The sequence below is a fragment of the Otariodibacter sp. genome (genome assembly GCF_029256985.1).
GTDB lineage: Bacteria > Pseudomonadota > Gammaproteobacteria > Enterobacterales > Pasteurellaceae > Otariodibacter.
Genome location: NZ_JARIDQ010000073.1, coordinates 1 through 25,225, shown reverse-complemented (window position 1 = coordinate 25,225; position 25,225 = coordinate 1). Strand labels below are relative to the sequence as shown.

Genomic DNA, 25,225 nt, shown 5'->3' with positions numbered 1-25,225 from the left:
TTAGAAATTCGCATTACGTGGCGCACGTGGGAATGGAATCACTTCACGGATATTTTGAAGTCCTGTTACATAAACGATTAAACGTTCAAAACCTAAACCAAACCCTGCGTGAGGTACTGTACCGTATTTGCGTAAATCACGATACCACCAGTAATCTTCTGGGTTTAAGCCCATTTCAACCATACGTTTATCTAATACGTCCAAACGTTCTTCACGTTGTGAACCACCGATAATTTCGCCGATTCCCGGTGCAAGTACGTCCATAGCTGCTACTGTTTTACCATCATCATTTAAACGCATATAGAAGGCTTTAATATCTTTCGGATAGTTTTTCACAACGACTGGCGATTTAAAGTGTTCTTCTGCAAGGTAACGTTCGTGTTCAGATGAAAGATCGATTCCCCATTCAACTGGGAATTCAAATTTCTTACCTGATTTTAATAACACATCAATGGCATCAGTATAATCAATTTGAGCAAAATCTGAATTGATAAAGTTTTCTAGGCGGTTAATCACATTGCTATCAATGTGTTTAGCAAAGAATGCCATATCGTCTTTACGTTCTTCTAATACGGCTTTGAATACGTATTTCAACATTGCTTCAGCAAGTTTTGCATCATCTTCTAAGTCAGCAAATGCGATTTCAGGCTCAACCATCCAGAATTCTGCAAGGTGACGAGTGGTATTTGAGTTTTCAGCACGGAATGTTGGACCAAATGTATAAACTTTGCTTAATGCACAAGCGTAAGTTTCCGCATTTAACTGACCCGATACCGTTAAGAATGCTTCTCTACCAAAGAAGTCTTCGCTGAAATCAACTTTGCCGCTATCTGTACGTGGTAGATTTTCTACATCTAATGTTGATACACGGAACATTTCGCCTGCACCTTCAGTATCTGATGCTGTGATTAATGGGGTTGCTACCCAATAGAAACCTTGTTCGTTGAAGAAACGATGAATCGCTTGTGCTAAACAATGACGAACACGAGCAACCGCACCAATTAAATTTGTTCTTGGACGAAGATGTGCCACTTCACGTAGATATTCGATTGAGTGACGCTTTGCTGCCATTGGATAGGTATCAGGATCTTCAACCCAACCTACAACTTCTACATTATTTGCGTGTAATTCGACCGCTTGTCCTTCTGCTGGGGACTCAACCACTTTACCAGTTACGATAACTGAACAACCAGTAGTAAGGTGTAAAACTTCGTCTTGGTAATTTGAGATGTCATTATTCACAATGGCTTGGATTGGATCAAAGCAAGAGCCGTCATATACTGCTAAAAAAGATAATCCAGCTTTAGAATCACGACGGGTTCTTACCCATCCACGAACGGAAACTTCTTCTCCTACTGCGACTTTGCCTGATAGGATTTCCGCAATCGATGGAAATTTAGACATATTTACCTCGGTTTTATAAAAATGAAATAGATTTTACTTGAAAAATGACGGGCATTTTACTAGAAATTACTAGGAAAGATAAGGAAATTATCCACTTTAAATAAAAAAATGTTACACTAAAAAACAATAATATTTTACATCATTTTATAGAGGCATATATGCGATCCGACTTTCATCTCCCTCGAGAATTTGCCGCTATCGATCTGGGCTCGAATAGCTTTCATATGATTATTGCTAGGATTGTGAGTGGCTCTATTCAAATCTTATCAAGAATTAAACGTCGAGTACGTTTAGCAGAAGGATTGGATGAAAATAATGTATTAAGTCAGGAAGCGATTGCTCGAGGCGTGGATTGTTTGGGGTTATTTGCTCAACGTTTGAAGGGTTTCTCTGCTGATAATGTGAAAGTTGTTGGTACTTATACGTTACGCAGTGCGGTAAATAATCAAGATTTTTTAGATCAAGCAAAATCAGTTTTTCCATTTCCTATTGAAATTATTACAGGAGAAGAGGAGGCTAAACTGATTTATTCAGGAGTAAGCCATACTCAACCAGAAAAAGGCAGAAAATTTGTGGTAGATATTGGTGGTGGTTCAACGGAAATGACCATCGGTGATGGATTTATTCCTTTAAGAGCAGAAAGTCGCCATATGGGATGTGTAAGCTACGCTATTCGTTTTTTTCCTGATGGTAAACTAGATAAAGATCGATTTGATCAAGCCTATAATTCAGCCTTAAAAACCATAGAAGATCTGGCAGAGGAGTATAAAACATTAGGTTGGAAGCATGTTTTGGGATCATCGGGTACAATCAAAACAGTAAGTAAGGTGCTGATTGCAAATGGTTATCGTGATGGAATAATCACAGAAACTCGATTAGAACGTGTTATAGAACGTTGCTTAAAATTTAATAATCTAAATCAAATTGAACTGAAAGGTTTATTAGAAGAACGAGCGGATGTACTTGTACCCGGGTTAGCTATTTTATTAGCTCTTTTCCATACGTTTAATATTCATTCTATGCGATATTCCGATGGGGCATTACGTGAAGGGGTAATGTACGGCTTGGAAAATCAGTTTCAAGTAAATGATATTCGTCAACGTACTGCAGAAGCTTTAGCTGAGCAGTTTAATATTGATCTTATTCAAGCAAAGAAAGTAAAAGAAACAGCAATTATTTTATTTGATCAAATAAAAGTTTGGTATAATAAAAAACAGATCGCAGAATTAAGATCTATCTTGGGATGGGCAAGTTTATTACACGAAGCAGGAATTAGTATTAATCATAATTATTTCCATCGTCATTCTGCTTATATTGTGGCAAACAGTGATTTACCAGGCTTTGATGTTGAGCAGAAGAATTTGTTAGCAACGTTGATTCGTTATCATCAAAAGTCATTCAAAACGACAGATATTCGTAAACTCAATCGCTTTCAGCATCAAGATGTATTAGTTCTATTACGAGTATTTCGTTTAGCAGTGATTCTCAACCGTTCTCGTCAAGCTACACCTTCTCCTGAACACCTTCGTTTAAATGTAGTAGATAATGTATGGAATCTATCATTTGAACCCGATTTTTTAGCTCAGAATCCTTTATTGCTAAGTGATCTGGAAGAAGAACAGATATTATTATCTAAAATCGAACTAATACTTTCCATTCAAAAATAAGTAAAGAATGCCACTGAAATTCAGTGGCATTCTGTTATCCACTTTAAAAAGTGATCTATATCGCATTTTTTTCATTTATTACTTGTTATTTGTCGTAGAAAATTTTATTCTATGGAGTATATCTTCTTTTGAATTTATTTTTATGGAGTGAAGTGGTCATAAGCTATTTCCACTTTCGGAGGTTTATATGTTATTAGGTGATTTATCTCGCGATGATTTTAGCAACGCATTACATCCTGTATTTGCTCGTTTATGTAAAAAAGTAAAAGAGCTAGATCTTGTAGCTTTACCAACTGGTCAACACGAGATCGAAGAGGGTATTAAAATGAATGTCATGGAATTTCAGACAACTGCAGCAGAGACTAAAAAGGCAGAAATGCATCGTAAGTTCATCGATATTCAAATTTTAATTTCAGGTGATGAGGCAATTAATTACAGTGTGACTCAACCTACATTATCGTTATTTGAAGAATATCACAATGATGATGATTATCAGTTGATTCCAGAAGTTGAAAATAAAAACACAATCATTTTAAAACCTAATATGTTTGCAATCTTTATGCCTTATGAACCTCATAAACCGGGTATTTCAGTTAATGGCGATAAAATGTTAAAAAAAGTGGTGGTGAAAGTTCCAGTAGAAATGTTATAGGAGTTGATTATGTCATCTCGAGGGAAAATTCTAGATACAATTGGCGCTTTACAGGCAAGTTTAACTAAAACTGAAAAAAAAATAGCAAATGCTATTTTGGCACAACCAGGAATACTAGCTCAATGTTCTTTATCTGAGGTTGCTTCGCAGTTGGATGTAGGAGAAGCGACATTTATTCGGTTCTGTAGAACTTTAGGGTTTAAGGGGTATACTGACTTTAAGCTTGATTTAGCCATAGAGTTAGCTACCCAAGAGAAAGAGAGTAGTACTCTATTGGATACGGAAGTCTTAGAGAGTGATACATCCCGAGAAATTGCAAATAAGTTACATTCAACTTTACATAATGTTATCGCAGAAACAATCAATTTATTGAATTACGATGATTTAGAAAAAGTTGTTTCAGAATTACAGAAGGCAGATAGAATTTTTCTATTTGGGGTAGGAACATCAGGTATAACTGCCGAAGATGCTAAACATAAATTGATGCGTATAGGTTATCAAACAGATGCAGTAACTAATAATCATTTTATGTATATGCAAGCATCTTTATTAAAAAAAGGTGATGTTGTAATTGGGATTAGTCATTCTGGATATTCAGAAGAAACAACTAGAGCATTACGTATTGCTAAGGATAATAAAGCAAAAACGATTGCAATTACTCATAACTTACGTTCACCTATTACAGCAGTAGCAGATTATGTGTTGATAAATGGAAATAGCCAAGGGCATATGCAAGGCGATTCTATCGGAACCAAAATGGCACAACTTTTTATTTTAGACTTAATTTATACTTTATTGGTTAAATCCGAACCGAATAAAGCCATTAAGAATAAACAGAAAACACTAAATGTTATTTTGGAACAAAGAATTAAATAGATTTTTATAAACTTCTAAGCGGTCAGTTCTGCGAACAAATTTGCAAATTATACCGCTTACATTATTCACTTTAGTAAAAGGACTAAACAATGAAAAATTTAAAAGGTATCTTTAGTGCATTATTAGTTTCATTTAATGAAGATGGAACAATTAATGAGAAAGGTTTGCGTCAAATTATCCGCCACAATATTGATAAAATGAAAGTGGATGGTTTATATGTTGGTGGATCAACTGGTGAAAACTTTATGCTTTCAACTGAAGAGAAAAAAGAAATCTTCCGTATTGCAAAAGATGAAGCTAAAGATCAAGTTGCATTGATTGCACAAGTTGGTAGCGTAAACTTAAAAGAAGCGGTTGAACTTGGTAAATATGCAACTGAACTTGGTTATGACAGCTTATCAGCGGTAACTCCTTTCTATTACAAATTTAGCTTCCCTGAAATCAAAAACTTCTACGAAACCATTATTCGTGAAACAGGTAGCCCAATGATCGTTTACTCAATCCCATTCTTAACAGGGGTAAACATTGGGGTTTCTCAATTTGCTGAATTATTTGAAAATCCAAAAATCATTGGTGTGAAATTCACAGCAGGTGACTTCTATCTATTAGAACGTTTACGTAAAGCATTCCCTAATCACTTAATCTATGCAGGTTTCGATGAAATGATGTTACCAGCAACTGTATTAGGTATTGATGGTGCTATTGGTAGTACATTCAACGTAAACGGTATTCGTGCCCGTCAAATTTTTGAATTAGCTCAACAAGGTAAAATTAAAGAAGCATTTGAAATTCAAAATGTAACAAATGACTTAATTGAAGGTATCTTAGGTAACGGTTTATATCAAACAATTAAAGGCTTACTTGAATGCGAAGGCGTTGAAGCCGGTTATTGTCGTGAACCAATGACAAAAGAATTAAGTGCTAAACAAAAAGAAGTGGTTAAAGAATTAAAAGCAAAATATCTTTCATAATTCGCTTATTAATTAGTGTAGAGGCTGTTAGTGATAACAGCCTTTTTTATAAGCTTAAAATAGGTAAAATCAATGCTTAATCTAACCGCTTGTAAACTAGGATTTGATATGTTAGATAGCCATATTCATTTAGATCAATTCTCCGATGAACAAGTTGAAACGATTTTTAACAATACTAATCTTTCTGGTGTTATTGCAGTTGCAACGGATTTAGCGAGTACTCAACGGTTAGCCAACCTTAAACAAAAATTTCCCAAAATTCAGTTTTGCGCCGGATTCCATCCTGAACAACCATTGCCTACATTAGAACAAAAATCACAATTATTTGATTGGATTGAAACTCACCACTCTGAACTTATTGCTATTGGCGAAGTAGGATTACCGCATTATTTAAAGCAGGAAAGACCTGAAATTGACTATAAAGAATATATTGCTTTACTTGAGCAATTTATCCAGTTGAGTCAAAAATATGGTTTACCGATTGTATTACATATTGTTTCTGACGATACAGAAATCGCCTTAGCATTACTTAAAAAATATCAGCTTAAAAAAGCTCATTTTCATTGGTATAAAGCGAGTGATGAGATGATGGATAAGCTATTAGAAACGTCTTATATGGTGAGTTGTACGCCTGATATTTTATGGAACCCAAAAACGAGAAAAGTTATCCAGACATTTCCACTTGAACGAATAATGATTGAAACCGACGCTCCTTGGCAACACGAACGATTTACAACTACGGATATTGAATCGCAGTTAATGGCGATTGTATCTGAAATTGCTAAAATCAAAAATCTTTCCCAAGATGATGTTTTTCAGCAAGTTATGCGAAATATGCAGGCATTCTATTTTGATGAAAGATAACGAATGGCTGATATAAAAAAGGATCAATAAAGAGTTATTGATCCTTTTGTCAGTGAGCTTATTGCTAATTAAAATGCAACACTTTCTTTTAAGCTTACCGTTAAATTAAATACGAGATGATCTGCATTACCATCTTTGCTATCTAAACAGTAGTAACCTTCACGTTCGAATTGATAGCCTTGCCCGACTTGAGCATTAGCTAAGTTTGATTCCACAAATCCTTGCTTAATTGTTAAAGAATTTGGATTGATCACACTATTGATATCTTCTTCTGCACCTGGGTTAGGTACAGTAAATAGACGATCATAAATTCGGAATTCAGCCGGCTTATTATTTGTAGCAGATACCCAGTGAATAACGCCTTTTACTTTACGTCCATCACTTGGATTTTTACCTAGTGTTTCAGGATCATAACTACAAAAGATAGTGGTGATCTTACCGCTTGTATCTTTTTCTACACGTTCAGCTTTAATCACATAAGCATTACGTAAACGAACTTCTTTACCTAGAACAAGGCGTTTAAATTGTTTATTCGCTTCTTCTCTAAAGTCTGCTTCATCAATGTAAAGTTCACGGGTAAATGCCAATTCTCTTCTACCAAGCTCTTCACGATTTGGATGATTTGGTGCGCTTAAGATTTCTTCCCCTTCAAAGTTTTCGATAACAACTTTAACAGGATTGATTACCGCCATTGCACGAGGGGCATTGGTATTTAGGTCATCACGAATACAAGCTTCTAATGCACTATATTCCACGACATTATCTTGTTTAGTGACACCAATACGACGAGCGAACTCTCTCAATGATGCTGGAGTATAACCACGACGACGTAAACCTGAAATAGTTGGCATACGAGGATCATCCCATCCATCGACAATTTTATCTTCAACTAATTTTAATAGTTTACGTTTAGAGGTTAGCGTACCTTCTAAATTTAAACGTGAAAATTCGTACTGATGTGGTAATGGTCTTTCAATTGAAATATTTTCTAATACCCAATCGTATAAACGACGGTTATCTTGGAATTCAAGTGTACATAATGAGTGAGTAATACGCTCGATTGCATCAGAAATACAATGGGTAAAATCATACATTGGATAGATGCACCATTTATCACCTGTTTGGTGATGGCTTGCAAATTTAATACGGTAGATGACAGGATCGCGCATTACCATAAATGGCGAAGCCATATCAATTTTTGCTCGTAAACTTGCAGTCCCTTCTGCAAACTCACCATTCTTCATTTTTTCAAAAAGGGCAAGATTTTCCTCTACTGAACGATCACGGTATGGACTATTTTTGCCCGGTTCAGTGAGCGTTCCTCGATATTCTCGCATTTTCTCTGGAGAAAGCTCATCCACATAAGCTAAACCTTTCTTAATCAATTCGATTGCATAAGTATATAACTGATCGAAATAGTCAGATGCATAATGAGGTTGACCCTCCCATTTAAAACCTAACCATTCAACATCTTGTTTAATTGAATCAATATACTCAACATCTTCTTTTACAGGATTTGTATCATCAAAACGAAGGTTACATAATCCGTTATAATCTTCTGCAATACCAAAATTTAAACAGATAGATTTTGCATGTCCTATATGCAAATAACCATTAGGTTCTGGCGGGAAACGAGTATGAATTGATTGGTGTTTTCCTGATGCGAGATCTTCATCAATAATATGGGTAATAAAATTTTCACGAACATCATTGTGTTCACTAGTTAAAATATTTTCTTTGCTCATGCTTTTCTCGTTTTAGTGGAAAATAACTGTTTATTCTACACGTTATAATTATTAACTGAAATAGCTATTGTAAGAGTATTGAAATTAAATAATGTATTATCTATTAGCTTAAGGATATTTTTATATTTGTGTGTTGAAAAAAACAACAAAAAAAGGCTATCTGTTTTATTTTAAATAGGCTATTATTTTGGAGAATCGATTAAATAATAATGGAGGTTCATAATGCAATTTATCAACATCGCAAATGAAGGTGTAAAAACTTTATCACCTTATCAGCCAGGAAAACCAATTGAAGAATTAGAGCGTGAATTAGGTATTACAAATATTGTGAAATTAGCCTCAAATGAGAATCCTTTTGGCTTCCCTGAAAGTGCTAAAAAAGCTATTCAAAAACAATTAGCTGATTTAACACGTTATCCTGATGCAAATGGCTATATTTTGAAAGAAGTTATTGTCAAAAAATTTGGTGTAAATATGAATCAAATTACACTTGGCAATGGATCAAATGATTTACTTGAATTGATTGCTCATACTTTTGCTTCAGAACATGATGAAATTATCTTTTCACAATATGGATTTGTAGTATATCCACTTGTTTCACAATCAATTAATGCAAAATCTGTTGTAATTCCAGCAAAAGATTATGGACATGATTTAGATGGATTTCTATCTGCAATATCAGATAAAACTAAATTAATTTATATAGCTAATCCCAATAATCCTACTGGTACATTTTTAACTCATGAGCAAATAGACTCATTCTTAGCAAAAGTACCAGAAAATATTATTGTAGTATTAGATGAAGCGTATACTGAATTCACTTTATCAAGTGAGAGAGTAGATTCATTTGCACTTTTGAAAAAATATAAAAATTTAGTAATTTGTCGTACTTTATCTAAAGCATATGGCTTAGCCGGATTACGTGTCGGATATACTGTTTCGGATCCAGAAATTGCAGATTTATTTAATCGAGTGCGTCAACCATTTAATTGTAATAGTCTTGCTCTTACTGCTGCAGTTGCCGTTCTTCAAGATGATCAATTTATTCAAAAAGTAGCGGAGAATAACCGTGTAGAAATGGCAAGATATGAGCAGTTTTTCAAAGACAATAATTTAGAATATATCTCATCGAAAGGTAACTTTATTACAGTTAATCTAAAACAACCTGCGTTACCTATCTTTGAAAAATTATTAAGAGAAGGGGTTATTGTTCGTCCAATTGCAGGTTATGGATTACCAAATCATTTACGTATTAGTATTGGGTTACCGGAAGAAAATACGAAGTTATTTAATGCGTTATTACAAGTATTAAAGTAAGTTACAGTAAGTATTAGAGCCAGATAGATTATTTGAAATAAGGATTTTATTTTATGGAAAAACTCATTATCGAACCCATAGCTCGTGTTGAAGGAGAAATTAATTTACCTGGCTCAAAAAGCTTATCTAATCGAGCTTTACTTTTGGCTGCATTGGCTGAGGGTAAGACAAAAGTAACTAATTTGTTAGATAGTGATGATATTCGATATATGCTAAATGCATTAAAGCAATTAGGTGTCGAATATCAACTTTCTGCAGATAAAACAGTTTGTGAAATCGAAGGGATCGGCGGAGCTTTTAATATCCAAAATGGATTGGCTTTATTTCTTGGAAATGCAGGTACTGCAATGCGCCCGCTAACTGCTGCATTGTGTTTAAAAGGAAAAAATGATGCTGAGGTTATTCTAACTGGAGAACCTCGCATGAAAGAACGTCCAATTCTACATTTAGTTGATGCACTACGTCAGTTAGGCGCGGATATTTCTTATTTAGAAAATGAGGGATATCCGCCAATAGCGATTAGAAATTCAGGACTACGAGGCGATAATGTTCAAATAGATGGCTCCATTTCGTCTCAATTCTTAACAGCTCTATTGATGATATCACCTCTTTGTAAGAATGATATAACAATAGAAGTCATAGGTGAGTTAGTATCAAAACCTTATATTGATATTACTTTATCTATGATGGCGGACTTTGGTATTTCTGTCTCTCATGAAAATTATCATTTTTTCTTTGTAAAAGGTAATCAAACTTACCGTTCTCCTCAGCAATATTTAGTGGAAGGTGATGCATCTTCAGCATCTTATTTTCTCGCTGCAGCTGCGATAAAAGGTCAAATCAAAGTTACTGGTATAGGGAAAAATTCTATACAGGGTGATAAGCTATTTGCGGATGTATTAGCCAAGATGGGCGCTAAAGTAACTTGGGGTGATGATTATATAGCGGTAGAAAGGGATAAACTTCATGGAATTGATATGGATATGAATCATATACCTGATGCTGCAATGACGATAGCAACAACAGCTTTATTTGCTGATAGCGAAACTGTGATTCGCAATATTTATAATTGGCGAGTTAAAGAAACAGATCGTTTAACAGCAATGGCAACTGAGTTACGAAAAATTGGTGCTGAAGTTGAAGAAGGCGAGGATTTCATTCGAATTCAACCTCTGGATTTAGAGCAGTTTAGGGATGTCGAGATTGAAACTTACAATGATCATCGTATGGCAATGAGTTTTGCATTAGTTGCTTTATCAAATACACCAGTAACGATTTTAGACCCTAAGTGTACAGCAAAAACTTTTCCTACATTTTTTGATTTATTTGAACAAATCAGTATTCGATAGCATAATTCAACCTTGCTATTTCGCAAGGAATTTTTAAATTTGAGAACTGTGTCAAATAATCACCTAATAGAATATGCTACTATCAATAGAGTAATTATTTAACTACTGAAGGAGTTTATTATGTATAAACATGTTTTAGTTGCGGTAGATCTTTCCGAAGAAAGTTTAGTTTTAATTCGTAAAGGAGCAAAAATTGCAGAAAGAACAGGAGGAAAGTTATCCTTAATTCATGTTGATGTGAATTTCTCTGATCTTTATACGGGATTAATTGATATCAATATGTCTACAGTACAAGACTCAGTTACTGAAGAAACTACACTAGCATTAGATGCTTTAGCTGCAAAAATAGGATTTCCTGTTTCTGAGCGCTTAAAGGGTAGTGGTGATTTTTGCCAAGTATTAGAAGATACTGTAAAGAAATATGATATCGATTTATTAGTGACAGGGCATCATCAGGATTTCTGGAGTAAATTTATTTCATCTACTCGTCAAGTGATGAATAATATTGCGATAGATATGCTTATTGTTCCTCTTTCAAATGAACAATAAATTAGAATAATCTAACCACTTGTTATTACAATATGTAACAAGTGGTTATTTTTAGTATAAATTTTCCAATTCTTTGCGCTATTTCATAGCAAAACTTCTTAAAAAATGTGTAGAATAGCAATATATCTGTCAGGCAAATAAATTATTGCCTACATAATTTTGGCTATTTAGAGTATTTAAATGAAAACAACATCAGAAATCAGACAATCCTACTTATCTTTTTTTAATAGTAAAGGACATACAATTGTACCTAGCAGTTCTTTAATTCCAGAAAATGATCCAACATTACTATTCACTAATGCGGGCATGAATCAATTCAAAAATGTTTTCTTGGGAGTGGATAAACGCAATTATACACGTGCGACAAGTTCTCAGCGTTGTGTTCGTGCAGGTGGAAAACACAATGATTTAGAAAATGTAGGCTATACTGCGCGCCATCATACTTTTTTTGAAATGTTGGGAAATTTTAGCTTTGGGGATTATTTTAAAAAAGATGCTATTTCTTACGCATGGGAATATTTAACTTCTCCTGAATGGTTAGGGCTACCTAAAGAGAAACTTTGGGTTACCGTGTATGAAAACGATGATGAAGCCTATAATATTTGGTATACAGAGGTAGGAATTCCAGCAGAACGTATTATCCGTATTGGTGATAATAAAGGTGCCCCTTATGCATCAGATAATTTTTGGCAAATGGGTGATACTGGTCCTTGCGGCCCTTGTACTGAGATTTTCTATGATCATGGCGACCATATTTGGGGAGGACCTCCAGGTACTCCAGAAGAGGATGGCGATCGTTATATTGAGATTTGGAATATTGTTTTTATGCAATTTAATCGCCAAGCAGATGGCACAATGGAAAAATTACCAAAACCATCTGTAGATACAGGGATGGGATTAGAGCGTATTAGTGCAGTATTACAACATGTTAATTCTAACTATGAGATCGATATTTTCCAAACATTGATAAAATCTGTTGCAACACTTTTAGATGTGCAAGATTTGGATAATAAATCATTAAGAGTAATTGCGGATCATATTCGCTCTTGTGCTTACTTAGTTGCTGATGGTGTTGTACCTTCAAATGAGGGACGTGGTTATGTACTTCGTCGTATTATTCGCCGAGCAGTTAGACATGGAAACCTTCTTGGTGCAAAATCATCCTTTTTCTATAAGTTAGTACCTACATTAGCAGAAGTTATGGGGCAAGCGGGTGAAATTATCACTGAAAAACAAGCACTTATTTCTAAAACACTAAAAACAGAAGAAGAGCAATTTGCGAGAACGTTGGAGAGAGGTTTAGCTCTATTAGAAGATGCATTAACTAAACTTGATGGAAATGTATTGTCTGGAGAAGTTGCATTCAAACTTTATGATACTTATGGATTCCCATTAGATTTAACAGCAGATGTTTGTCGTGAACGAGATATTACGATTGATGAAGAAGCTTTTGAGCGTGAAATGCAAGCTCAACGAGCAAGAGCCCAAGCTAGTAGCAATTTTGGCGTTGATTATAGCAATGTGATTAAAGTAGATGGAACAACAGAGTTCAAAGGATATGACGTTACTGAAACTGAAGCCAAAGTAGTTGCATTATTTACTAATGGCAAGTCTGTTAATAGTATTCAATCAGGTGAAAATGCAGTTATTGTACTTGATCAGACCGCTTTTTATGGTGAGTCAGGTGGGCAAATTGGTGATAGCGGTCAGATCTCATCAGATATTTGCAATTTTGAGGTAAGTGATACACAAAAATATGGCACTATTTATGGTCATATTGGTCAGCTAGTTTCTGGAACATTAAATGTTGGAGATAATGTATTTTGTCATGTTGATCAAGAAAGAAGAAAAGCTATCACACTTAACCATAGTGCAACCCATTTATTGCATGCAGCACTACGCCAAGTGCTAGGTAATCATGTTGCCCAAAAAGGCTCTTTAGTTGCAGAAAATATGTTGAGATTTGATTTTTCTCAACCTGAAGCTATTGCTAAAAGTGACTTAGAGAAAATAGAACGTATTGTCAACCAAAAAATCCGTGAAAATATTGTTGTAAAAACGGAAGTAATGGATTTAGAAAAGGCAAAACAGAAAGGAGCGATAGCATTATTTGGTGAGAAATATAGTGATCGTGTTCGTGTGCTCACTATGAGTGAATTTTCAATTGAATTATGTGGTGGTACTCATGTAAAACAAACTGGTGAAATCGGTTTGTTTAAGCTTGTTTCAGAAAGTGCTGTAGCTGCAGGTGTTAGAAGGGTTGAGGCAGTAACAGGAGAAGTCGCAATTGAATTATTACATCACCAGCAACGAGTATTAGAGCAAAGTGCAGAGTTATTGAAAGCAGACCATTATAGTCTTGTTGATAAAATACAGCAATTACAAGAGAAAGCAAAAAAAGCAGATAAAGACTTACAACAATTAAAAGAAAAATTAGCTACACAAGCTGGTGGCGAATTAGCAAAACAGGCTAAACAAATAAATGGTCATAATGTTATCGTTAAACAGCTAGAAAATGCTGATACAAAGGCATTGAGAACAATGGTAGATGATTTAAAAAACCAATTGGGTTCAGCAGTTGTAGCTTTTGCAACAACATCAGGTGAAAAAGTTAATTTGATTGTAGGAGTAACATCTGATTTGACAAGCAAGATCAATGCAGGAGAACTTGTTGGTTTAATGGCTCAAGAGGTTGGAGGGAAAGGTGGTGGACGACCAGATATGGCAATGGCTGGAGGTTCTAATCCAAAAAATATTCCTCAATCACTTGATTTTGCAATGAATTGGATTCAAGCAAAACTATAGTGAAATAAGTAGGGTACAAGGATGTTACCTTGCTGTGCGTAATGTAAGGAGATTATTATGCTTATTTTAACTCGCAAAATAGGAGAGAGTTTGTTAATTGGCGATGATGTTGAAATCACGGTATTAAATGTTAGAGGTAATCAAGTTAAATTAGGTGTTAAAGCACCAAAGGAGATTGCTGTACATCGTGAAGAAATTTATCAGAGAATAAAGTCCTTAGCAGATAATCAATAATATCCATGAGATTCTAAAGATAGTTTATTTAGTAATCAGACTGGTTGGTTTTACTGCAATAGTCAAGCTAGCTTGTTTTATCCATTTTATTAAACTAGATGTAACGAACAAATTAAATGAAAAGAGGATTGATATGAAAGTAATTATTCCTGTTGCTGGTCTTGGGACAAGAATGCTACCTGCGACAAAAGCAATTCCCAAAGAGATGTTAACCATTGCAGATAAGCCACTTATACAATATATTGTAAATGAATGTGTTGCTGCAGGTATAAAGGATATAATATTAGTTACACATTCATCAAAAAATGCGATTGAAAATCATTTTGATACTTCATTTGAATTGGAAACAATGTTAGAAAAACGTGTTAAGCGCCAATTACTTGATGAGGTACGTTCAATTGTTCCTAAAGATGTGACTATTATGCATGTCAGACAAGGTCAAGCAAAAGGATTAGGACATGCTGTATTATGTGGACGATCCTTAGTGGGTAATGATTCTTTTGCAGTAGTTTTGCCAGATGTTTTACTTGCAGATTTCTCAGCAGATCAGAAAGTAGAGAATTTATCTGCAATGATAGCTAGATTTGAGATGACAGGTAACAGTCAAATTATGATTGCTCCAGTAGATAAAAATGATGTAAGTAATTATGGTATTGTGGATTGCCAAGGCGAATCTTTGGAGCCTGGTAAAACAGCAAAAATTAAAAATATTGTTGAAAAACCTGCTGTTGAAGACTCACCTTCTAATTTTGCTGTTGTTGGTCGTTATGTTTTTTCTGCAGATATTTGGGATTTACTGGCTAAAACACCTGTAGGTGTTGGTGATGAGATCCAGCTTACTGATGCTATAGATATGCTCATTGCACAACAAGATGTGGAAGCTTTTCATATGACAGGAAAAACTTTTGACTGTGGAGATAAATTAGGTTATATGGAAGCCTTTGTTGAATATAGTCTAAATCATGATAAATATGGAAAACAGTTTAAGGAATATGTTAAAACCTTAGCTGAATCTTTATAAAGCAATTAAGGATAAGTTGTTTTTGAATACTCTGACCACAAAGAAAGTATTACAAGCAATAGTATTTGGGTTATTTTGCGCTATTCTTATTATTTATGTTGTCCCAACCATTAATTTTCACGCAAACAAATGGCATAGTAAGGATATCATAAGTTATAACGATGCTGTAATAATTGCATCTCCAGCTGTTGTTAATGTTTATAATCAAACATTTGATAATAGCAATGTTCAAGATAGCCAAAATTTAAAAGTAAATAATCTGGGATCAGGTGTTATTATGACTGAGTCAGGTTATATTTTAACGAATAAGCATGTAATAGAAAATGCAGATCAAATTATTGTTGCTTTACAATCTGGGTCTGTATTTAATGCAATTTTAATTGGTTCCGATACCTTAACCGATCTTGCAGTGTTGAAAATTCAAGCTCAAAACTTACCTACAATTCCTCAAAATCCCGATAGAGTTATTCGTGTGGGTGATGTAGTTCTAGCTATTGGCAATCCTCTAAACTTAGGACAAAGTATTACTCAAGGAATTATTAGTGCAACAGGACGATATGCCCTGTCTGAAGGGGGACGTCAAAATTTTATTCAAACAGATGCTTCTATTAACAAAGGAAACTCTGGTGGTGCATTAGTTAATTCAAATGGTGAACTGATTGGGATTAATACTCTTCAGTTAGGGCGAAATTATGAAGAATTAGCTGAAGGTTTAAATTTTGCCATCCCTATTGATTTAGCTGATGAAGTAATGAATAAAATTATCAAAGATGGTAAGGTTATTCGAGGATATTTAGGGGTAAATAGTGTGTTATTTTACTCAGCTAAACAATTAGGACTAAGTGATAAAGGTGTGCTTATTACTCGAGTTGAAAAGGGAGGTCCTGCGGATTTAGCTGGTATTTTACCGAATGATATTATTTTAAAGATTGGTAATGTTGATGCGGAAACTCCAACACAAATGATGAATGATATTGCAGAAATGAAACCTAATACTCAAGTACCTGTATTAATTTCTCGACAAGGAAATATTATTAAATTAGATGTAACTTTAGGTGAATTCCCAGACTTATAGAGATAAATAAATGGAAAATATTGTTATTACTGTAGATGGTCCGAGTGGAGCAGGTAAAGGGACACTTTGCTATGCTCTAGCAAGTGAATTAGGGTTTAATCTTTTAGATTCTGGAGCTATTTATCGTATATTAGCTTTAGCTGCTCAAAGGGAATCGATTGATCTAGATAATGAAACTAAGCTAGCTACCTTAGCGAAGACACTTAATATTAAATTTATTCCTCAAAATAATGAGATTAATGTTATCCTTGATAATATTAATGTAGGTGATCAAATTAGAACTGCTGAAGTTGGACTAAATGCCTCCAAGATTGCGGTCTTTCCTCTTGTAAGAGATGCTCTATTACAACGTCAACGTGATTTTAGTTCAGATAAAGGATTAGTTGCTGATGGTCGTGATATGGGGACGATTGTTTTTCCTTCAGCCAAAATTAAGTTTTTTTTAGATGCAAGTGCAGAAGAAAGAGCTAAAAGACGTGTAAAACAGTTGCAAGATAAAGGATTTAATGCTAATTTTGACCAGATTTTAGTCGAGATAAAAGAGCGTGATTTTAGAGATAGGAATAGAGCTATAGCACCTCTGATTCCGGCTGAAGATGCATTTATTTTAGATTCAACAGATTTATCTATTGAAGATGTTATTGAGCAAGCATTAGAATATGCTAAAGCTCGTATTTAGTTTTCCGAATGCCTAATAAAGGATTATTAGGTTTTTATTATCAACCCCATTTAAATGGATATAAGTGGACGTTTTATTTTTATTAAAGAAGATTAAAAAATTATGACTGAATCTTTCGCTCAACTATTTGAAGAATCATTAAAAGAAGGCCAAGAAGCTCGTTTAGGTTCCATTATTAAAGGTACTGTCGTAGCTATTCAAAAAGGCTACGTATTGGTAGACGCTGGTTTAAAATCAGAATCTGCGGTTCCTATGGAAGAATTCCTCAACGCTCAAGGTGAATTAGAAGTTCAAGTTGGTGATGTTGTTGATGTGGCGCTTGATGCTGTAGAAGATGGTTTTGGTGAAACTAAACTTTCCCGTGAAAAAGCTAAACGCAATGAATCTTGGACAGCTTTAGAGAAAGCTTTCGAAGAACAAGAAACTGTTGTTGGTTTAGTAAATGGAAAAGTAAAAGGCGGATTTACTGTTGAGTTAAATGGTGTTCGTGCTTTTTTACCAGGTTCATTAGTTGATACTCGCCCAGTACGTGATAATGTCAACCTTGAAGGTAAAGAATTAGAATTTAAAGTAATTAAATTAGATCAAAAACGCAACAATGTTGTTGTATCACGTCGTGCAGTAATTGAATCTGAAAATAGTCAAGATCGTGAAGAAGTATTAGCTAGCTTAGAGGAAGGTGCAGAAGTTAAAGGTACAGTTAAGAATTTAACTGATTATGGTGCCTTCGTTGATTTAGGTGGCGTGGATGGTTTACTTCATATCACAGATATGGCTTGGAAACGTGTTAAACATCCAAGTGAAGTAGTAAATGTTGGTGATGAAGTTACTGTTAAAGTATTAAAATTTGATAAAGAACGTACCCGTGTTTCTTTAGGTTTAAAACAATTAGGTCAAGATCCTTGGATTGCAATTGCTGAAAATCACCCAGTAAATAGCAAATTAACAGGTAAAGTAACCAACTTAACTGATTATGGTTGTTTCGTTGAAATTTTAGATGGTGTTGAAGGATTAGTTCATGTTTCTGAAATGGATTGGACAAACAAAAATATTCATCCATCTAAAGTTGTGAGTGTCGGTGATGTTGTTGAAGTAATGGTGTTAGAAATCGATGAAGAACGTCGTCGCATTTCATTAGGTTTGAAACAATGCAAACCAAACCCATGGGAACACTTTGCTGCAACACATAACAAAAATGATAAAGTATCTGGTAAAATTAAATCAATCACTGATTTTGGTATCTTCATCGGTTTAGAAGGTGGAATTGATGGTTTAGTTCATTTATCAGATATTTCTTGGAATGTTTCAGGAGAAGAAGCTGTACGTAATTACAAGAAGGGTGATGAGGTAGAAGCTGTTGTTCTTCAAGTTGACGCAGTTAAAGAACGTATTTCTTTGGGCATTAAACAATTAGATTCTGATCCATTCACTAACTTTATTGATGCAACTAAGAAAGGTTCTGTAGTTAAAGGTAAAGTTACGGAAGTAGATTCTAAAGGTGTTAAAGTTGAGTTAGCTAATGGTGTTGAAGGGTATGTCCGTGCATCAGAAGCAACTCGTGATCGCATTGAAGATATCACTACAGTTATCGCTGTTGGTGATGAATTAGAAGCTAAATATACAGGAGTTGATCGTAAGGCTCGTATAGTTAACTTATCTGTTAGAGCTAAAGATGAAGCAGAAGAATCTGCAACATTAGCACAAGTCAATAAGCAAGAAGAAGTGATTCCAAATGCTATGGCTGAAGCCTTTAAAGCTGCTAAAGGTGAGTAGTAGTTAATTAGCTTGTAATATTTAGAGCTAAAGGCGGGTATACTATGGTATATCCGCTTGTATATTAAGGAGAAAATATGACTAAATCAGAATTGATCGAACGTTTAGTAGTAAAGAATCCTAGCTTACAAATAAAATCTGTTGAAGATAGTGTTAAAGAAATTTTAGAACAAATAATACAAACATTAGAAGATGGTAAGCGTATAGAGGTTAGAGGGTTTGGAAGTTTTTCTTTACACTTTAGACAATCTAGGATAGGACGAAATCCTAAAACTGGGGAAAGTGTTAAATTAGATTCTAAATATGTACCCCATTTTAAAGCAGGTAAAGAATTAAAAGAGCGTGTTGATAATCACTACTGATATTGACACTATGTATTGTAGTGGGGATTTATTATGAGATATATTTTTGGAATTATTATTGCTCTTGCTATTATTATTGTTGCAGTAACAATTGGTGCAAATAATGATCAGATGATTACTTTTAATTATATTGTGGCAAAAAGTGATTTAAGATTATCAAGTTTAGTTGCAATATTATTTGGATTTGGATTAATTCTTGGCTGGATTATTACTGGGTTCTTTTATATTAAATTAAGATTTAAAAATATTGCATTGAATCATCGAGTTAAGCGTCAGGCTCAACAGATTAGTGAATTAACTCTTCCAAAGGATGAGTAATGCTTGAATTGTTATTTCTTTTGCTTCCTATTGCGGCTCTTTATGGGTGGTATATGGGGCAAAGAAGTGCTAAAAAGGATCAAGAAGACATAAGTAATAAGTTTTCCCGTGACTATGTCGCGGGATTAAATTTTTTGCTTTCTAATCAACAAGATAAGGCAGTTGATTTATTCTTGTCAATGTTAGAAAAGCAAGAATCAGAAAATGAGATTTTATCCGGATCTCAATTTGAAGCAGAATTAATGTTGGGGAATTTATTTCGATCTAGAGGAGAGGTTGATCGAGCACTCCGGATTCATCAATCATTAGAAGCGAATGTCAATTATACTTTTGAACAAAAGTTATTAGCAAAACAACAGCTTGCAAAAGATTTTATGACTGCCGGTTTTTATGACCGAGCAGAAAATTATTACATCACTTTGTTAGAAGAACCAGAATTTGCGCATCAATCCCTTTCTCAATTAATAACAATTTATCAGAAAACGAAAGAATGGAAGAAGGCAATTAATATTGCTGAAAAGTTATTAAAAGTATCACCAGAAATAGATAGGACTCCCATATCCCATTTTTATTGTGAATATGCAAAAACAATAGAAAATGATAATACTTTATTTATTAGCTTACTTAACAAAGCATTAGAATATTCACCAAATTGTGCTAGAGCCTCAATTATATTTGGTGATTATTATTATGATCAAAATGATTTTTCTCGTGCATTGGTCTATTTTGAAAATGTTTTGGAACAAGATCCTAACTATATCAGTGAAGTATTAGGTAAAATAGAGCAGTGCTATATTGCACTAAATACGTTAGAACAATTTGAATTATTTTTAATAAAAGCAAATCAAATTAAGCATAATGGTTGTATAGATCTTGCTTTGGCTACTCTTATTGAAAAGAAAGATGGTATTGATGCAGCTCAATCTAGGCTATATCAGCAAATAAAACAATATCCAAGTACAATAACCTTTCATCGATTTATTTATTATCAAATTAATAAGGCAGAAGAAGGGAGTGGGAAGGATAGCCTAATTCTTTTGTATAAAATGGTAGGTAATCGCATTCAAAGTGGATTTAAGTATCGCTGTTTAAATTGTGGGTATCAGAGTTATCGATTAAGTTGGTATTGTCCTTCATGCCGCCAATGGGAAACAATTAAACCAATACAGAGTATAGATGAAATTCTTTAGTCATTATGAGGGTATTTATGAATAGTAAAGTAATTGTTGCGTTAGATTATGAAACGGAACGTGAAGCATTAACATTGGTTGATCAGGTTGATCCATCTCTATGTCGCCTGAAAGTAGGTAAGGAAATGTTTACAACTCTTGGTACTAACTTTGTAAAACAACTCCAACAACGTAATTTTGATATATTTTTAGATTTAAAATACCATGATATACCAAATACTGTTGCTAGAGCTGTACGTTCTGCTGCTGATTTAGGTGTTTGGATGGTCGATTTGCATGCATCAGGTGGTTTAAGAATGATGGAAACGGCAAAGAAAATTCTTGAACCCTATGGTAAAGATGCACCTTTACTAATTGGTGTGACAGTATTAACAAGTATGGAAGATCTAGATTTACTACAAATAGGAATTAATACATCTCCAATGGAGCAAGTTATCCGTCTTGCTCATTTATGCCAAAGAGCTGGTTTAGATGGTGTTGTTTGTTCTCCTCAGGAAGTTGAAGTACTTCGTACTCATTGCGGGGATAATTTTAAACTTGTTACTCCGGGTATAAGACCAGAGGGTTCAGATATTGGAGATCAGCGTAGAGTAATGACACCAAGGGAAGCAATCACAATAGGATCTGACTATCTTGTCATCGGTAGACCTATTACTCAAGCAGAAAATCCACTTGCAGTATTGACAGAAATTAATCAGTCTATCCATAATTTATAGTAGTGGTTGAGGATATTAGCTATGGCATTAGTGTATTCAACAGACGTTGGTCGAATAAACCCAGAAGTTATAAAAGAAGAAAAAATTCAAGGTGATGGTATTGTAAGAATACAGCGCCAAACAAGTGGAAGAAAAGGGAAAGGTGTTTGTGTTATTAGTGGATTATCTTTAGAAGGTAAAGCATTAGTTTCTTTAGCATCTGAATTAAAACGAAGAACTGGATGTGGTGGAGCTATAAAAAATTATAATATAGAAATTCAAGGTGATCACCGAGAGATGCTAAAGAAAATTTTAGAAGAAAAGGGTTTTAATGTAAAATTTTCTGGTGGCTAGTCTTAAATAGCAAGGACAAAGATATAAGTCAATATTATATCTTTGTCCCTATTTTTATAAATATAATTATATTTATTAGGTAAGATTTATGCTGTATATTTTAATATATTTCACTTTTATAAATGTAGTTAGTGCATGCTTAATGTATAAAGATAAAAAATATGCTATTAATAAAGCCTTCCGTATTCCTGAATCTAATTTACTTTTTCTTTGCTTGTTTGGTGGTTTCTTTGGAACCTATATAATAATGAAATATACCAAACATAAAACTAAAAATTGGAAATTTCATTTAGCAGTTGTTTTTTCTTTTTTATTTTGGGTATTTATTCTACCTTTGATTATTTATTTCGTATTATATTCCTAAATGTTGCGTATTATTAAATTCAATTAATTCCATTTTTTTACCTTCAATTTTTGCGATACTTATTGCTGTATTAGCAACAAAAGTGTGCAATTCTGGATTCCTAAATTCTTGCCATTTCAGTCCTTTTAATATTGCAGTGAGTAATGTCAGAGTCATTCCGTGTGAAACAATGAGAATATTTTCATCGTTGTATTTATGAAGATCTATGATTTGTTGAAATGCTTTCATTACTCTATTATAGAGTTGTTCTATGGTTTCACCCTCACTTTCTATCGCTTTATAATTTTTAGGATCAGTTCTAAGCAGAATATATTCAGGGTGATTAGATAAATCTGCCGATTTCTTACCTTCCCAATTTCCAAAATGAATTTCGTTTAGTCCTTTGTGGTGAAAGTGAGGAATATCTCTAGATCCAATAATGTAATCAGCGGTATCTTGTGCTCGTTTCATTAAGCTAGAATAACAAGCAGAGAATTGTATATGAGATAAGGCATTACCTGTAATTTTCGCACCTTCAATACCTTCTTCTGTGAGCGGAGAGTCACAAGTTCCTTGTAATAAGCCAGCGTTGTTCCATTCAGTACGTCCATGACGAATAAGATATATATTAAGAGCCATTTTATTTTCCTTTTAAGCTAATAATTAGTTATTCTAATACAAATATATTAGAATTGTAACAAGGAATAAAGAAAAAATTTACTTATATATTATTATGAGTTTTTTTTATAGCAAATAAGCTGTAGTAGCTACTAGGTACGAATATAATCAATTAAAATTAAAATGACTAAATATAGTATAGATATCAAACTTTGATATTCTAACTAACTATTTTGAGAAATAGATAATAATTAAAAGATTTTATAAGAAATATGCTAATGGAGGTAGTGACTGGCACGATAAATTTAACAAATACAAATGATTGTAAAAAAATTATACACAACTAAACAATAGTTTGATGTTAATAATATTGATTTAATATATTAAAATACCGGTATTAGCAGATAGTTGTTTATTCAGATTCGAGTAGCTTATATAGTATTTTCTTTAAAATTAAATTCTTCACAGCCATTAATTAGCAGGTAAAGGATATTAGGCTCAACTTCTCGTCGCATATATTTTGTAAGGAGATATTTAAAGCAATAGCTTTACCGAATGAGTTATGTATTTTTTCTAAATAGGATTACCAAAATCAAGTAATCTTGAATAAAAGTTTCTAGGATTGAACGAGATATAATTGATAAGGCTTGGCAGGTACTGCTTAATAGACGATAAATGGCCGAGTAATCAATCATGCTTGAATTAAGTAGATGGATGCAAATTACGACCCTAAGAAATATGGAGCAAGAATCAATTTAGGACATATCAAGTTTCGTTTTTATCAGAACGATGAGTCACATTCGCAAGTTGAGTATGAGCTTGACTTGAAACCCCAAGAAACTGAAGATGGTAAGTTGTATTATTGGCACAAATCGAGTCAATGAATGAGTTGATTACATTAAATAAATCGAAACAGAATATTTCTACCTCGGTAGAAATTGTCCTGAATTTTGCTGATTCAGATAAAGCTTATTTAGTAGGATTAATCATAACCTAACCCCGCTAGTCTTGATACCAAAATGTTGCAATTTGCTGCAAGCCAAGGATAACCCATTTGTTTATCGTAAGCAAAAAAGCAGAAAACTTATTCAGTGTAGGTCTTGATTAACGGATAGAGACAATGAGTATAGTGGAAAGGTAGAGCATCATAATTATGAGTTTTATTTTAGCGATTAATGACATATAGGACACGAAAACAAAGATTAAGTATCCGTAAACAAATGGAATTTGTGAATGCTTTCATAAAACGATTTTATTTGGGCGAAAAGAACTAGGCTCAAAATAATCTAACAAGTACGCTATTTTAAATGGGAGACTGTTAGATTAAGTTTGATCTTCTACACATTATTCCATAATAGTAATCAGTAATTTTAGTTATATTTATAGATAATAACGTACAATCTAGATGCAATTTCTAAGGTATAATCTCGATGTTTAAGCCGAACCATATTTGTGCTTAATCCTTAAATTCCAATAAACACATTAACCAGTTTTTTCAGTTTTTCTAAAACTGAGGATTTTTTCGCTTCTCTAGCACCTTGTCGGCGTGAGGTTGGGGGAAGTAGGCTATCTAGTTCTGCACCAGAATATTCTACATAGCCTTTATTGATTGATTTTTCTATAAAGCGTTTCGCTTCAGATTTTAATTTTTCCTCATCAATCAGTTTATTGACATTCGATTCCTTCTCTTTTTTGGCGTATTCATAGAAATTATCAAGAATATCATTATTATTTTTGAATTGAGATAGATCTGTTTTGTTGATAAATTCAAGAATCAACTCTTCTTTTGCTCTTGTGCCTAAGCTAGAGCGAATTAGTTGACGGATTTCGGTTTTTAACGTTTCTGAATCATTACCTTTTGATTTTTCTAAGATAAGTTTCAAAATATAGTCTAAATTTATTTCATCCGTCTTTAATAGTTCAATTTGAAATTCAATATCTGAAAAATCAACTTGCGGTTTTTCTTGCCCTTCGCCACGTTTTATATTGAGTATTTCTTCTCTTATATCAACATAAACACTTTTCATATCTTGCATTTGTCTATCCGATATACGCTTATCGAATGTTTCAAATTCATCATAATTTCTTAAAATATTTTCAGCTTTGAGTAGCTCGCCGAACAATTCCACAAATTCCTTTTTGTCGGCATCGGTTTTAATTTCTGTTGGATCAGGAAATTTTGTGAGAATTTCTGTACAGATTTCCTCATATCCTTTGATTAATTGCCCAGTTTCCTCATCTGAAAAACCGTAGATATAATCATCGTAACTTCTTTCTAAAATCACATTGACGCTATTTTCATCGCCAAAGGTTTTGATTGCATCTTGTGTGGCTTTTTCAAGATCTCTAAAGCAAACAATATTT

The 25,225-nt window shown here is 33.8% G+C and carries 24 protein-coding genes and 2 pseudogenes; 22 read left to right on the top strand and 4 right to left on the bottom strand.

Annotated features, from left to right (window positions below):
* Positions 1-1,404, bottom strand: a complete 1,404-nt coding sequence (asnS, locus tag Q1J40_RS07485) for an asparagine--tRNA ligase (RefSeq protein ID WP_301099483.1) — start codon at positions 1,402-1,404, stop codon at positions 1-3.
* A gap of 158 nt (positions 1,405-1,562) precedes the next feature.
* Between asnS and ppx the strand changes: the two genes are divergently transcribed.
* The 5 genes from ppx (at position 1,563) to Q1J40_RS07460 (ending at position 6,434) form a co-directional block, all read left to right on the top strand.
* Positions 1,563-3,071: an exopolyphosphatase gene (gene ppx, locus Q1J40_RS07480; RefSeq protein WP_301099482.1), complete on the top strand. Its 1,509-nt coding sequence runs from the start codon at positions 1,563-1,565 to the stop codon at positions 3,069-3,071.
* A 187-nt stretch (positions 3,072-3,258) separates the two neighbouring features.
* Positions 3,259-3,723, top strand: coding sequence for an N-acetylneuraminate anomerase (gene nanQ, locus Q1J40_RS07475; protein ID WP_301099481.1), 465 nt, complete (start codon positions 3,259-3,261; stop codon positions 3,721-3,723).
* Between the two features lie 9 nt (positions 3,724-3,732).
* A complete protein-coding gene (locus tag Q1J40_RS07470) occupies positions 3,733-4,599 on the top strand; it encodes a MurR/RpiR family transcriptional regulator (protein ID WP_301099480.1) in 867 nt (288 codons plus the stop codon).
* A gap of 89 nt (positions 4,600-4,688) precedes the next feature.
* Complete coding sequence (gene nanA, locus Q1J40_RS07465) at positions 4,689-5,570, top strand: N-acetylneuraminate lyase (protein ID WP_301099479.1); 882 nt, start codon at positions 4,689-4,691, stop codon at positions 5,568-5,570.
* 108 nt (positions 5,571-5,678) lie between these two features.
* Positions 5,679-6,434 carry a TatD family hydrolase gene (locus Q1J40_RS07460; protein WP_301099485.1) on the top strand — a complete coding sequence of 252 codons (756 nt, stop codon included), beginning with the start codon at positions 5,679-5,681 and terminating at the stop codon, positions 6,432-6,434.
* A gap of 68 nt (positions 6,435-6,502) precedes the next feature.
* Here the strand turns inward: Q1J40_RS07460 and glnS are convergent, their stop codons facing one another.
* A complete protein-coding gene (gene glnS / locus Q1J40_RS07455) occupies positions 6,503-8,179 on the bottom strand; it encodes a glutamine--tRNA ligase (protein ID WP_301099478.1) in 1,677 nt (558 codons plus the stop codon).
* A gap of 222 nt (positions 8,180-8,401) precedes the next feature.
* Between glnS and hisC the strand changes: the two genes are divergently transcribed.
* The 15 genes from hisC (at position 8,402) to Q1J40_RS07380 (ending at position 22,264) form a co-directional block, all read left to right on the top strand.
* Positions 8,402-9,496 carry a histidinol-phosphate transaminase gene (gene hisC / locus Q1J40_RS07450; protein WP_301099477.1) on the top strand — a complete coding sequence of 365 codons (1,095 nt, stop codon included), beginning with the start codon at positions 8,402-8,404 and terminating at the stop codon, positions 9,494-9,496.
* A gap of 53 nt (positions 9,497-9,549) precedes the next feature.
* Positions 9,550-10,845, top strand: coding sequence for a 3-phosphoshikimate 1-carboxyvinyltransferase (aroA, locus tag Q1J40_RS07445; protein WP_301099476.1), 1,296 nt, complete (start codon positions 9,550-9,552; stop codon positions 10,843-10,845).
* A 120-nt stretch (positions 10,846-10,965) separates the two neighbouring features.
* The gene (locus Q1J40_RS07440; protein ID WP_301099475.1) at positions 10,966-11,394 is read left to right on the top strand and encodes a universal stress protein; all 429 of its coding nucleotides are present in this window, start codon (positions 10,966-10,968) and stop codon (positions 11,392-11,394) included.
* A 180-nt stretch (positions 11,395-11,574) separates the two neighbouring features.
* A complete protein-coding gene (gene alaS / locus Q1J40_RS07435) occupies positions 11,575-14,199 on the top strand; it encodes an alanine--tRNA ligase (protein ID WP_301099474.1) in 2,625 nt (874 codons plus the stop codon).
* Positions 14,200-14,256: 57 nt separating this feature from the next.
* Positions 14,257-14,433 carry a carbon storage regulator CsrA gene (gene csrA / locus Q1J40_RS07430; protein ID WP_301099473.1) on the top strand — a complete coding sequence of 59 codons (177 nt, stop codon included), beginning with the start codon at positions 14,257-14,259 and terminating at the stop codon, positions 14,431-14,433.
* A gap of 133 nt (positions 14,434-14,566) precedes the next feature.
* On the top strand, positions 14,567-15,454 hold the full coding sequence (galU, locus tag Q1J40_RS07425) for a UTP--glucose-1-phosphate uridylyltransferase GalU (protein ID WP_301099472.1): 888 nt from the start codon (positions 14,567-14,569) through the stop codon (positions 15,452-15,454).
* Positions 15,455-15,485: 31 nt separating this feature from the next.
* The gene (degS, locus tag Q1J40_RS07420) at positions 15,486-16,529 is read left to right on the top strand and encodes an outer membrane-stress sensor serine endopeptidase DegS (protein ID WP_301099484.1); all 1,044 of its coding nucleotides are present in this window, start codon (positions 15,486-15,488) and stop codon (positions 16,527-16,529) included.
* A gap of 10 nt (positions 16,530-16,539) precedes the next feature.
* Positions 16,540-17,208 (top strand): (d)CMP kinase, encoded by a 669-nt coding sequence (gene cmk / locus Q1J40_RS07415; protein ID WP_301099471.1) that lies wholly within the window; start codon positions 16,540-16,542, stop codon positions 17,206-17,208.
* Between the two features lie 102 nt (positions 17,209-17,310).
* Positions 17,311-18,981: a 30S ribosomal protein S1 gene (gene rpsA, locus Q1J40_RS07410; RefSeq protein WP_301099470.1), complete on the top strand. Its 1,671-nt coding sequence runs from the start codon at positions 17,311-17,313 to the stop codon at positions 18,979-18,981.
* A gap of 77 nt (positions 18,982-19,058) precedes the next feature.
* Positions 19,059-19,343 carry an integration host factor subunit beta gene (locus Q1J40_RS07405; protein ID WP_301099469.1) on the top strand — a complete coding sequence of 95 codons (285 nt, stop codon included), beginning with the start codon at positions 19,059-19,061 and terminating at the stop codon, positions 19,341-19,343.
* 33 nt (positions 19,344-19,376) lie between these two features.
* Entirely contained in the window at positions 19,377-19,661 is a 285-nt protein-coding gene (locus Q1J40_RS07400; RefSeq protein WP_301099468.1) for a LapA family protein, read from the top strand.
* Entirely contained in the window at positions 19,661-20,851 is a 1,191-nt protein-coding gene (lapB, locus tag Q1J40_RS07395; RefSeq protein ID WP_301099467.1) for a lipopolysaccharide assembly protein LapB, read from the top strand. The genes Q1J40_RS07400 and lapB overlap by 1 nt, the downstream gene beginning before the upstream one ends.
* A 17-nt stretch (positions 20,852-20,868) precedes the next feature.
* The gene (gene pyrF, locus Q1J40_RS07390; protein ID WP_301099466.1) at positions 20,869-21,567 is read left to right on the top strand and encodes an orotidine-5'-phosphate decarboxylase; all 699 of its coding nucleotides are present in this window, start codon (positions 20,869-20,871) and stop codon (positions 21,565-21,567) included.
* Positions 21,568-21,588: 21 nt separating this feature from the next.
* On the top strand, positions 21,589-21,900 hold the full coding sequence (gene yciH / locus Q1J40_RS07385; RefSeq protein ID WP_301099465.1) for a stress response translation initiation inhibitor YciH: 312 nt from the start codon (positions 21,589-21,591) through the stop codon (positions 21,898-21,900).
* A gap of 88 nt (positions 21,901-21,988) precedes the next feature.
* Positions 21,989-22,264, top strand: a complete 276-nt coding sequence (locus tag Q1J40_RS07380; RefSeq protein ID WP_301099464.1) for a DUF1294 domain-containing protein — start codon at positions 21,989-21,991, stop codon at positions 22,262-22,264.
* Here Q1J40_RS07380 and Q1J40_RS07375 read toward each other — a convergent pair.
* Complete coding sequence (locus Q1J40_RS07375) at positions 22,253-22,882, bottom strand: histidine phosphatase family protein (protein WP_301099463.1); 630 nt, start codon at positions 22,880-22,882, stop codon at positions 22,253-22,255. The two genes, Q1J40_RS07380 and Q1J40_RS07375, sit on opposite strands and share 12 nt — an antisense overlap.
* A gap of 689 nt (positions 22,883-23,571) precedes the next feature.
* On the opposite strand from Q1J40_RS07375, the pseudogene Q1J40_RS09180 reads away from it, so the two are divergent.
* Both Q1J40_RS09180 and Q1J40_RS07370 read left to right on the top strand, forming a co-directional pair.
* Positions 23,572-23,858: pseudogene (locus Q1J40_RS09180) on the top strand (GPO family capsid scaffolding protein).
* A 107-nt stretch (positions 23,859-23,965) separates the two neighbouring features.
* A pseudogene (locus Q1J40_RS07370) lies at positions 23,966-24,074 on the top strand (IS481 family transposase); the annotation flags it as partial.
* A 250-nt stretch (positions 24,075-24,324) separates the two neighbouring features.
* On the opposite strand, the gene Q1J40_RS07365 reads toward Q1J40_RS07370, so the two are convergent.
* A partial coding sequence (locus tag Q1J40_RS07365) for a type I restriction endonuclease subunit R, EcoR124 family (RefSeq protein ID WP_502306662.1) occupies positions 24,325-25,225 on the bottom strand: 901 nt, incomplete at its 5' end.

Excerpts from the sequence above, each read along its gene's own strand:
- asnS (WP_301099483.1), bottom strand. The coding sequence starts at position 1,404 with ATGTCTAAATTTCCATCGATTGCGGAAATCCTATCAGGCAAAGTCGCA.
- ppx (WP_301099482.1), top strand. The coding sequence starts at position 1,563 with ATGCGATCCGACTTTCATCTCCCTCGAGAATTTGCCGCTATCGATCTG.
- nanQ (WP_301099481.1), top strand. The coding sequence starts at position 3,259 with ATGTTATTAGGTGATTTATCTCGCGATGATTTTAGCAACGCATTACAT.
- Q1J40_RS07470 (WP_301099480.1), top strand. The coding sequence starts at position 3,733 with ATGTCATCTCGAGGGAAAATTCTAGATACAATTGGCGCTTTACAGGCA.
- nanA (WP_301099479.1), top strand. The coding sequence starts at position 4,689 with ATGAAAAATTTAAAAGGTATCTTTAGTGCATTATTAGTTTCATTTAAT.
- Q1J40_RS07460 (WP_301099485.1), top strand. The coding sequence starts at position 5,679 with ATGTTAGATAGCCATATTCATTTAGATCAATTCTCCGATGAACAAGTT.
- glnS (WP_301099478.1), bottom strand. The coding sequence starts at position 8,179 with ATGAGCAAAGAAAATATTTTAACTAGTGAACACAATGATGTTCGTGAA.
- hisC (WP_301099477.1), top strand. The coding sequence starts at position 8,402 with ATGCAATTTATCAACATCGCAAATGAAGGTGTAAAAACTTTATCACCT.
- aroA (WP_301099476.1), top strand. The coding sequence starts at position 9,550 with ATGGAAAAACTCATTATCGAACCCATAGCTCGTGTTGAAGGAGAAATT.
- Q1J40_RS07440 (WP_301099475.1), top strand. The coding sequence starts at position 10,966 with ATGTATAAACATGTTTTAGTTGCGGTAGATCTTTCCGAAGAAAGTTTA.
- alaS (WP_301099474.1), top strand. The coding sequence starts at position 11,575 with ATGAAAACAACATCAGAAATCAGACAATCCTACTTATCTTTTTTTAAT.
- csrA (WP_301099473.1), top strand. The coding sequence starts at position 14,257 with ATGCTTATTTTAACTCGCAAAATAGGAGAGAGTTTGTTAATTGGCGAT.
- galU (WP_301099472.1), top strand. The coding sequence starts at position 14,567 with ATGAAAGTAATTATTCCTGTTGCTGGTCTTGGGACAAGAATGCTACCT.
- cmk (WP_301099471.1), top strand. The coding sequence starts at position 16,540 with ATGGAAAATATTGTTATTACTGTAGATGGTCCGAGTGGAGCAGGTAAA.
- rpsA (WP_301099470.1), top strand. The coding sequence starts at position 17,311 with ATGACTGAATCTTTCGCTCAACTATTTGAAGAATCATTAAAAGAAGGC.
- Q1J40_RS07405 (WP_301099469.1), top strand. The coding sequence starts at position 19,059 with ATGACTAAATCAGAATTGATCGAACGTTTAGTAGTAAAGAATCCTAGC.
- Q1J40_RS07400 (WP_301099468.1), top strand. The coding sequence starts at position 19,377 with ATGAGATATATTTTTGGAATTATTATTGCTCTTGCTATTATTATTGTT.
- lapB (WP_301099467.1), top strand. The coding sequence starts at position 19,661 with ATGCTTGAATTGTTATTTCTTTTGCTTCCTATTGCGGCTCTTTATGGG.
- pyrF (WP_301099466.1), top strand. The coding sequence starts at position 20,869 with ATGAATAGTAAAGTAATTGTTGCGTTAGATTATGAAACGGAACGTGAA.
- yciH (WP_301099465.1), top strand. The coding sequence starts at position 21,589 with ATGGCATTAGTGTATTCAACAGACGTTGGTCGAATAAACCCAGAAGTT.
- Q1J40_RS07380 (WP_301099464.1), top strand. The coding sequence starts at position 21,989 with ATGCTGTATATTTTAATATATTTCACTTTTATAAATGTAGTTAGTGCA.
- Q1J40_RS07375 (WP_301099463.1), bottom strand. The coding sequence starts at position 22,882 with ATGGCTCTTAATATATATCTTATTCGTCATGGACGTACTGAATGGAAC.